Origin of the sequence: Streptomyces phaeochromogenes (assembly GCF_001418655.1) — a bacterium.
Classification (GTDB): domain Bacteria; phylum Actinomycetota; class Actinomycetes; order Streptomycetales; family Streptomycetaceae; genus Streptomyces; species Streptomyces phaeochromogenes.
Window position 1 is genome coordinate 18,102 of sequence record NZ_LIQZ01000106.1, and the last position, 9,283, is coordinate 27,384.

Annotated in this window: 7 protein-coding genes and 1 pseudogene; 2 read left to right on the forward strand and 6 right to left on the reverse strand. The window is 70.0% G+C overall.

The annotated features are described in order from the left end of the window. Positions 1-121 precede the first annotated feature (121 nt). The 5 genes from AOK17_RS15365 to AOK17_RS15385 form a co-directional block, all read right to left on the reverse strand. On the reverse strand, positions 122-2,317 hold the full coding sequence (locus tag AOK17_RS15365; RefSeq protein ID WP_055613020.1) for a xanthine dehydrogenase family protein molybdopterin-binding subunit: 2,196 nt from the start codon (positions 2,315-2,317) through the stop codon (positions 122-124). Next, a complete protein-coding gene (locus AOK17_RS15370) occupies positions 2,314-3,294 on the reverse strand; it encodes an FAD binding domain-containing protein (protein ID WP_055613021.1) in 981 nt (326 codons plus the stop codon). Before AOK17_RS15370 ends, AOK17_RS15365 begins: the two co-directional genes overlap by 4 nt. Before the next feature lie 12 nt (positions 3,295-3,306). Next, positions 3,307-3,957, reverse strand: a complete 651-nt coding sequence (locus AOK17_RS15375) for a (2Fe-2S)-binding protein (RefSeq protein WP_055613022.1) — start codon at positions 3,955-3,957, stop codon at positions 3,307-3,309. Positions 3,958-4,427: 470 nt separating this feature from the next. After that, complete coding sequence (locus AOK17_RS15380; protein WP_206190764.1) at positions 4,428-5,450, reverse strand: zinc-dependent alcohol dehydrogenase family protein; 1,023 nt, start codon at positions 5,448-5,450, stop codon at positions 4,428-4,430. A gap of 123 nt (positions 5,451-5,573) precedes the next feature. Further along, complete coding sequence (locus AOK17_RS15385) at positions 5,574-6,857, reverse strand: MFS transporter (RefSeq protein ID WP_079053038.1); 1,284 nt, start codon at positions 6,855-6,857, stop codon at positions 5,574-5,576. Positions 6,858-6,993: 136 nt separating this feature from the next. Between AOK17_RS15385 and AOK17_RS15390 the strand changes: the two genes are divergently transcribed. Both AOK17_RS15390 and AOK17_RS15395 read left to right on the forward strand, forming a co-directional pair. Further along, positions 6,994-7,905, forward strand: coding sequence for a helix-turn-helix domain-containing protein (locus AOK17_RS15390; RefSeq protein WP_055613024.1), 912 nt, complete (start codon positions 6,994-6,996; stop codon positions 7,903-7,905). 112 nt (positions 7,906-8,017) lie between these two features. Further along, on the forward strand, positions 8,018-8,746 hold the full coding sequence (locus tag AOK17_RS15395; RefSeq protein ID WP_055613025.1) for an SDR family NAD(P)-dependent oxidoreductase: 729 nt from the start codon (positions 8,018-8,020) through the stop codon (positions 8,744-8,746). A 128-nt stretch (positions 8,747-8,874) separates the two neighbouring features. Here AOK17_RS15395 and AOK17_RS48470 read toward each other — a convergent pair. Further along, a pseudogene (locus AOK17_RS48470) lies at positions 8,875-9,283 on the reverse strand (expansin EXLX1 family cellulose-binding protein); the annotation flags it as partial.

Sequence of the window (9,283 nt, forward strand, 5' to 3'; positions counted from 1 at the left end):
GCATCATCACGCGGCGGCGGCCCGGGACAGGTCCGGCAGCCGGACGGGGGGACCGACTGCCGGACGTGGAAGGAGTGCCCGGGGCCGCTGGGCCGCTCCGCCGCGGCCCCGGACACTCGGCTCAGAGCAACGCTTCGGCGGTGATGGGCAGTTCACGGACCCGGCGGCCGGTGGCGTTGAAGACCGCGTTGCCGATGGCGGCCGCCACACCCACCTGGACGACCTCGCCGAGCCCCTTCACCCCCAGCGCGTTGCCCGAGTTGTCCTCGCCGTCAAGGTAGATCGCCCGGACCTGGGGGACGTCGGCGTTGACGGGCACGAGGTAGTCGGCGAGGTTGGCGTTGACGATCCGGCCGTCACGGTGGTCGGTGACCGTGTGCTCCAGCAGGGCCGTGCCGATGCCGCCCACGATGCCGCCGATCGCCTGGCTGTCGGCCAGCTTGGGGCTGATGATGCGGCCCGCGTCGTACACCCCGAGCATCCGCCGCACCCGCACCAGCCCCAGCGTCGCGTCCACCGCGACCTCGGCGAACGTCGCGTTATAGGCGGCGTAGGACTCCCGTTCGGGAGTCGGCGGCCCGGTGTAGCTGCCGCGTGCTTCGAGGTGGGAGCGGTTGTGACGGGCCAGCAGGCTACGGTAGGTCTCACCGCGCGACGGAGTGCCCTGCACGTGCAGCCGGCCGCCACGTACGACCACATCGCCGGCATCCGCCCCGTACAGCGGCGACTCGCGGTCCTCGACGGCCAGTTTGATCGCCTGTTTGCGTACCTGGTTGCAGGCGTCGACGACGGCGGTGCCGACGCTGGCCATGGTCGCCGAGCCGCCGTGCGGGCCGGTCTGCGGATACAGGGAGTCGCCGAGCCGGAAAGTCACCGTGCGCATGGTCAGCCCGAGCGCGTCTGCGGCGACCTGCGTCTGGGAGGTGTAGGTGCCCGGCCCCATGTCACTGGTGGCCGACTCGACCACAGCGGTTCCATCGGCATCCAGGCGTGCCCGGGCCTCCGCCGGGAAACGCCCGGGATCGTAGACGCCGGCCGCCATCCCCATGCCGACCAGCCAGTTCCCGTCACGCTTCGAACGGGGCCTGGGGTTGCGGCGGTTCCAGCCGAACTCCCGGGCACCGACCGTGTAGCACTCCCGCAGCCGCCGGGTCGAGAACGGCAGGTTCTTCCCCTCGTCCTCGGACGGCTCGTTGCGCCGGCGCAGCTCGATCGGGTCGATACCGATCTTGTGCGCCAGTTCGTCCATCGCCGACTCGATCACGAACGACGCCGACGCGAAGCCGGGCCCGCGCATCCAGATCGGCGAGTTCACATCCAGCGGCACCTGCCGGTAGGCCTGGCTGACGTGGGGCATGCTGTAAAGCATCTGCCCGGGCACCATGACCCCCTCGGTGAACGTCTCGTACGAGGAGGTCTCCGCGTCGATGTCGTGGACCGCGGCGGACAGCCGACCCCGCCGGTCACTGCCGAGGCGCAGCCGGTACTCGTAGGAGGGCCGGAAACCGGTACCGAAGTACATCTGGCGGCGGCTGAGCACGAGCTTGACCGGGCGCTTCGTCTCCCGCGCGGCCATGGCTGCGACGATCGTGTGCGGCCAGCAGCGCAGCCCGCTGCCGAAACCGCCCCCGACGAACGGGTTGATGACCCGCACCCCATCCGCGGGCAGGTCGAACACCGCGGCGATCTCGTCGTGGGTACCCACCACCCACTGGGTCTTGTCCCAGACGGTGACCTTGTTGCCGTCCCAGCGGGCGATGGTGGCGTGCGGCTCCATCGGGTTGTGGTGGTTGCGCGCCAACTGATACGTCAGGTCCAGGCGTACGTCCGCGTCGCTCAGTCCGGCATCCGCGTCGCCGCGTGCGTAGGTCGTCGGCTTCCCCGGCTTCCCCTTGTGCAGGTCGGTGGAGGGCTGTTCGGCGTCGTAGCCAACCTCGACCAGGCTCGCGCCGTGCTGGGCGGCTTCCAGCGTGGTGGCGACGACGACGGCGACCGGCTGTCCGTGGAAGAGCACGCGGTCGTCCTGGAAGACCCGCAGCCGGCGCCCCGGGGGGTTGTTGGAGCCGGAGTTGTCGCGGTACGGCAGTTTCGGCGCGTTGCGGTGGCTGATCACCCTCAGCACCCCGGGGTGCCTTTCTGCGTCACGGGTGTTGATGGAGGTGATGCGGCCACGTCCGATGCTCGCGTCGACGATGACCGCGTGTACCGCTCCGTCGACATCGAACTCGGCGGCGTACAGCGCCTTGCCGGTAACCTTGAGCGGGCCGTCCACCCTCGACAGTGGCGCACCGACGGCGGCCTGTGGCTGGGGACTCACTTCGTGCCTCCTACGGTGCGCAGCTGGCGTTCCACGGTCCGGGTCAGGAGCTCGACCTTGAACCGGTTGTGCTGAAGGGGACGGGCGCCGTCGGCCGCGTGCCGGGCGGCCTCGGCCCACAGGTGGTCCGAGGGACGCTCGCCGGTGAGGGCCTGCTCGACGGCGGACAGCTTCCACGGCACCGTGCCCACTCCCCCGGCGGCGACCTTCGCCTCCCGGATCACTCCGCCACGCACGTGCAGCGCCACCGCCGCCGACGTCAGGGCGAACTCGTAGGACTGCCGGTCGCGCACTTTCAAGTAGCCGGACTTCAGTGGGCGCGGCAGCGACGGGATTTCCACTGCGGTAATCAACTCGCCCTGCCGGAGGGCATGTTCGCGGTTCGGAGTGTCGCCGGGCTTGAGGAGGAGGTCCGCGAAGGTGACGCTGCGTTCCCCGTCCGGGCCCAGCAGGTGGACGCTCGCCTCCAGCGCCGCGAAGGCCACGGCGGCGTCGGAGGGGTGGGTGGCCACGCAATCGTCGGAGGAACCGAGGATGGCGTGCGTACGGTTGAAGCCCTTCAGCGCGGCGCAACCCGAGCCGGGCTCGCGCTTGTTGCAGTCGGCACTCACGTCGCGGAAATACGTGCAGCGGGTGCGCTGCATGATGTTGCCGCCGATGGTGGCCATGTTCCGCAGCTGCGCGGATGCGCTCAGCTCCAGCGCCTGAGAGATGACGGGATACAGAGCGCGCACCTTGGGGTGGGCGGCGGCGTCGGCCATACTCACCAGGGCGCCGACGCGCAGCCCGCCCCGCTCGGTGACACTGACTTCGCGCAGCGGCAGGTCGCTGATGTCGACGAGGGTCTCGGGACGCTCGACGGTCTCCCGCATCAGGTCGACGAGGGTGGTGCCGCCGGCGATGTAACGACCGCCGCTGCGGCCCGCGTTGAGGGCCTCACGGGTGTTGGCGGCTTTCGTGAAGGAGAAGGGGTACATGGTGGCCGGGCCTCATTTCCCGCGGGCGGTCTGCTCGACCGCCCGCACGATTTTCACGTAGCAGCCGCAGCGGCAGATGTTGCCGCTCATCCACTCCCGGATCTCCTGCGGCGAACCGGTGTGCCCCTCCTTGATGCAGCCCACCCCGGACATGATCTGGCCTGGGGTGCAGTAGCCGCACTGGAAGGCGTCGTGGTCGACGAATGCCTGCTGCAGCGGGTGGAGTTGGTCGCCGTCGGCCAGGCCCTCGATCGTGGTGACCTCGACGCCCTCCAACCGCACTGCCAAGGTCAGACAGGAGTTCACCCGCTGCCCGTCGACAAGCACCGTGCACGCCCCGCAGGCCCCGGCGTTACAGCCTTTCTTGGATCCAGTCAGCTCGAAGTGCTCGCGCAACAGATCCAGCAGCGAGGTGCGGTTGTCGACCGTCACCGTCCGCCGGGCGCCGTTCACCGTCAGGGACACACGGCTGGAGGGCACCGTACCGGCGGCGGACGCCTCCTCTTGGCCGAGAAGAGATGTCCCGCCGATCACACCACCCGCAACGACGGCACCACCGACCGCGGTGGTGGTGGCGATGAAGGTGCGCCGGCTGGGGGCCGGCGAGGACTCATCGGCTCCGGCAGGGGGTGGAACGGCGGACTCGGGGACTTCAGTGGACATGGGTAAGCCTTCGCATCGAGGACGGATCACGCCGCGCGCAGCGGCACGGCAGGAGGCGGGACCGTCGTCGCCGCAGGACCTGTACGACCGTGCGGATCACCGCCGCGGCCGGTCATGCGGGCAGTCCGGCAGCGCCAGTGACGCCCGTGGCAGGGAGACTTTCCTCCCCCGATCGTTCTCGCCCCCCAAGGGCCGAGCCGTGGTTACGTCGCCTCACCTGCGGCGTGAGTGTTGAGACAAGCAGGACAGTGCTTCCCCCTGATGACGAGTGCGTCACTGGACCGGGGGGCCACTGCCGATGTGCACGCCACCGGCCGCGACCGGGCGGAGCACGTCTTCAGTCTCTGAATATCGTTGGACCAGCGGCAATGCCTTCCGCCGACCGCGCAGGGGTGGGTCAGGCAGATGCCTGCCGGGGGTCGCTCCTTCACCGTGGCGCGGAGCAGCCCCAGAGCTCATGGGCAGGCATGTCAGAGGGTGAGAAGGACCTTGGTGGCGCGGCGTTCGTCCATGGCCTTGTAGCCCTCTGCCGCCTGGTCGAGGGGCAGGGTGAGGTCGAAGACCTTGCCCGGGTCGATCTCGCGGTCCCAGATGAGCTGGATCAGGTCGGGCAGGAACCGGCGTACCGGGGCCGGGCCGCCGAGGGTGTGGATGCCGGCGAAGAACAGCTCGATGCCGGGAATGCTCACGTCGTAGTTCACGCCCACGTAGCCCAGATGCCCGCCACCGCGGGTGGCGCCGACAGCTTGCATGAACGACTCCTGCGTGCCGACCGCCTCGATGACCGAGTGTGCGCCGAGCCCGTTCGTGAGTTCCTTGATCTTCGCGATGCCCTCTTCACCGCGTTCCTCCACGATGTCGGTGGCACCGTAGTAGCGGGCCAGCTTCTCCCGCTCGGGGTGGCGGGACATGGCGATGATGCGTTCCGCGCCGAGCTGCTTGGCGGCGAGGACGGCCATGAGACCGACCGCGCCGTCGCCGACGACCGCGACCGTCTTGCCGGGTCCCGCCTGCGCGGCCACGGCGGCGAACCAGCCGGTGCCCAGGACGTCGGAGGCGGCCAGCAGCGCGGGGATCAGCTCCGGATCGGGCTGTCCCGGCGTGGCGACGAGGGTGCCGTCGGCCAGCGGGATACGGGCCTTCTCGGCCTGGGTGCCGATCCCCGCGTGGACGAACTCGGCGTGAACGCACTTGGACTGGAACCCGGCCTGGCAGATCTCGCACGTGTTGTCGGAGATGACGAACGATCCGACCACGAAGTCCCCGGGCTTGACCGTCTTCACCGCAGCGCCGACCTCTTCGACCAGGCCCACGTACTCGTGGCCCATGAGCGTGTGATCGGCGGGCTCGATGCCGCGATACGGCCACAGGTCCGAACCGCAGATACAGGTCGCCGTCAGCTTCACGATCGCGTCGGTCGGCTCGATGATCTTCGGATCCTCGCGCTCCTCCACTCGGACGTCGCCGGCGGTGTACATGACTACTCCACGCATGGTGGGTCTCCTTGCTCTTGTGTGCCGGCGCCTGAGGCGCCGGTTCGTTTTCAGGAAGGCCGGGCAGTGCCACGGCTTGCTCGGCTGGGAGGGCTCGCACGCCGGCGAGCCCGCTCGAAGGGCCTACCTGTCCGGCCCCGGGCTCGGCCTCCCCGCCGCCGATGCGGCTGGGGTGTGCGCCGCCGGGCGGCGGCGCTGGGTGAGCGCGATGGCGATCGTGGGAATCAGCGTGAGAGCGGCGATGACGGTGCCGATCGCAGCGGGGCCCGTGGCTCCCAACGAGGATTCGAGGGCAAGGCCGGCGCTCCAGGAGCCGATGGCCGTGCCGAGATTGAACGCCGAGACGGTGAGGGCGGAGCCCAGAGTGGGAGCCCGGCCCGCGAAGCGGACTCCCAGCGAGATCAGCACCGGGTTGACGCCGAGACCGAACAGCCCCAACAGGGCGACCAGCACAATCGTGAGTGCCGCGTATCCGGACAGCAGGCAGATCGCCAGCAGCAGGATGGTCGTCGTCGCAGCGGCAGCGATGGTCGTCACGTACGGGCGGTGGTCTCCCAGCCGGCCCCCTATGAGGAAGCCCGTCAGGGCGCCGACGCCAAAGCCGACCAGGACCAGCGGCACCAGCCCGGAGGCCAGGCCGGCCCGGTCGGTCAGCAGCGGCGAAATGTACGTGTACGTCGACAGCACGCCGCCAGTAGTGGTCGCGCATGCCGCCAGAACCAGCCACAGCCGGCCGCTCCGCACAGCGGACAGTTCGGAGCGGACCGACACCACCGTGGGGCCGGATCCGTCGTGCGGGACATGGCGGGCGATGAGCACCATGGCTGCCGCCCCCAGGGCGGCGAGCGCCCAGAACGGGCCCCGCCAGCCCATGAGCTGCCCGGCGAAAGCGCCGAGCGGCACGCCGACGACGTTGGCGAGCATGGCGCCGGCGCCCACAACGCCCAGGGCGCGGGAGCTCGCGGTGGGACCTGCGGCGCGCGCGGCCACCACGTTGGCCACCGCCCAGAACGCGCCGGTCGCCAAAGCGGTCAGGAACCGGGCGGCCAGGAGCAGCGCGAAGCTGGAGCTGAGAGCGACGACGACGTGCCCGGCCGCGAAAATCCCCAGCGCCAGGACCAGCGTCAGCCGCCGGGGCAGCCGCAACGTCAGCATCGCCATCAGCGGCGCGCCGACGATCATCCCGACCGCGAAGACAGTGATCAGCAGGCCGGCCCGGGCCACAGTGACCTGCGCGTCACTCGCGATCTCCGGCAGCAGGCCCGCCACCACGAACTCGGTCGTGCCCATCAAAAATGTGCCCAGGGCCAGGACGTGTACGACGACCGGAAGCCGGGTGGGCGGGTGCCCGTGGCCACCGCCCCGTAGGTCGGCGGGGGCGTGAAGAGTGCCTCCTCGCGTGGTCATGCTTCATCTCCGCAGCAGATCGAGATCGGGGTGCGATCCCACGAAACCGCTTCTGCCGCAGGCGCGGGAGGCTGCGTTTATCGGGGGTACAAGCTCAACCCCCCTTCCCAGGGGTGAGGGCCGTAGCGTGGAAGGCATGGAACGCCTCCCGGACAACCGCGCCGACATCCGTGACTTCTTGGCCACCCGGCGTGCCAAGATCACCCCGGAGCAGGTCGGGCTGCCCACCAGCGGCCGGCGCCGGGTTCCGGGACTGCGGCGCGAGGAGGTCGCCGTCCTCGCCGGCGTGAGCACCGAGTGGTACACACGTCTGGAACAGGGCCACATCAGCGGCGTGTCCGAAGACGTCCTCGACGCAGTCGCCCGCGCGCTGCAACTGGAGGAGGACGAACGCACCTACCTGTTCGATCTGGCCAGGGCCGCACAGCCGCCCAGCCGCACGCCTCGCCGCCGCAAGGCCGTCGACATCCCGCCCCGCGTCCAGTGGCTGCTCGACTCCATGACACTGTCCGCGGCGTTCGTCACCAACGGCCGCCTGGACATCGTCGCCACCAATGCGCTGGCCCGCGCCCTTTTCGCGCCGCTGTTCGACAGCGAGACCACGGACGAACGCGGACGTCCGAACTTCGCCCGGTACTGGTTCCTCGACGCCGGCGCACCCGACTTCGTCGTCGACTGGGACGGCGCCCTCGGCGCCACCGTCGCCCTCCTGCGCGCCGAGGCCGGGCGCTACCCGCACGACAAGGCGCTGCGCGAGCTGGTCGGTGAGCTGTGCACGGTGAGCGCCGAGTTCCGCAACCGTTGGGCCGCCCACGACGTACGCATCCACCACGGTGGGGTCAAACAGTTTCACCACCCTGATGCCGGGCCTCTGAAACTCGTCTACCAGCCGTTGGACCTGCCCATCTCTCTTCGAGAGGTACATTCCCTGACTATCTACACCGCCGAGCCAGGCACCCCTGACGAGGACCGGCTCAAACTCCTCGCCAGCTGGGCAGCGACCCGACTGCAGGAAACAGAACCCGCCGACGGCAGGGACTTGCCCTGAAGGTGGGACTCCAGGGACTCCGGCACTCGACGAAGATCACGTGCCGTACTGACCGCGCCGGTGCGGCTCGCTACGCGGGATCGTGCAGGAACTAGCAGAAGGAGGAGCAATCGTGAGTCGGCTCCTGGTGACCGGTTCAGCGGACGGCCTTGGCCTCGCCGCGGCGGATGCGCTGCTGTCCGCAGGGCACGATGTGGTGGTGCACGCCCGAAACCGGGAGCGGGCCGCGGCCCTCAATGCCCTGGTCAACCGTGGGGCACATCTGGTGGTGGGCGACTTCGCCAACCCCGATGCCGTTCGGCACCTCGCCGCCAGACTGAACGACGCCAAGCCGCTCGACGCGGTCATCCACAACGCCGGGGTATGGAGCGGCCGGGCCGTCATGCCCGTCAACGTCGTCGCGCCGTACCTGCTGACGGCCCTGCTGCCCGGGCCGCGCCGCATGGTGTATCTGAGCAGCAGCTCGCACCTCAGCGGGCGCCCCTCGCTCGCCGGGGTGAATTGGCAGGGCGCAAGCGCGGGTTCGTACGCCGACAGCAAGCTGTTCGTCACGACGCTCGCGGCCGCGGTGGCCCGCCTGCGGCCCGAGGTGCTGAGCAACTCCGTGGATCCCGGCTGGGTGCCGACCAGGATGGGCGGTGCGGACGCGCCGGACGATCTCGAACTCGGCCATCGGACCCAGGAGTGGCTCGCCGTCAGCGACGAACCCGAGGCCCGGACCACGGGCGGGTACTGGTACCACCGCCGGATGCAACAGCCGCACCCCGCCGTCCACGACGAGGCCTTCCAGGACCGCCTGCTGCGGGCGTTGGCCGAGGAGACGGGCGTCCCGCTCGACTGAACGCGACGCGGCCGTCTCGGCCCGGGCACGGCTACCAGGCTCAGACTTCCGGGCCCTCGCCGCCAGGGCCAGGCCAGAGCGGCGTCCACGGGTCCTTCGCCGAGTTCGGCGCACAGCTGCTCGTACACCACGACGTCCGGCCGCAGGGCGATCCCGTTGATGGTCAGTCGTTCTCCGTAGATGTCGGTGTGCCTGATCGCGCCGCCGCACCCGCTGCCGTTCGGGGAAGCGAACCGAGATCGTGTCCGGCGTGCAGGGGCTCAACAGGCTCCAGATGACAGCGAGTCGGCCGGTCGAGGTGAGGGCCAGTTCGGCGAAGGCCTGTTCGCTGAGGTCGAGTTGCCCAGGTGCACACGGCAGGGGGCATTCGTTGGTGATTCGGACCGTAACGGAGGCACCGTTCGCCGCACGGACCAGCACGTAGGCCCCACAGGCTTTGGACATCTCGTAGTCGGTGGTGTTCATCGCCGCGATCATCGTGTCGTCGCTCGGATCGTACGGACAGGCGCCGTCCCCGACCCCGGCCCCGGCCCCGGC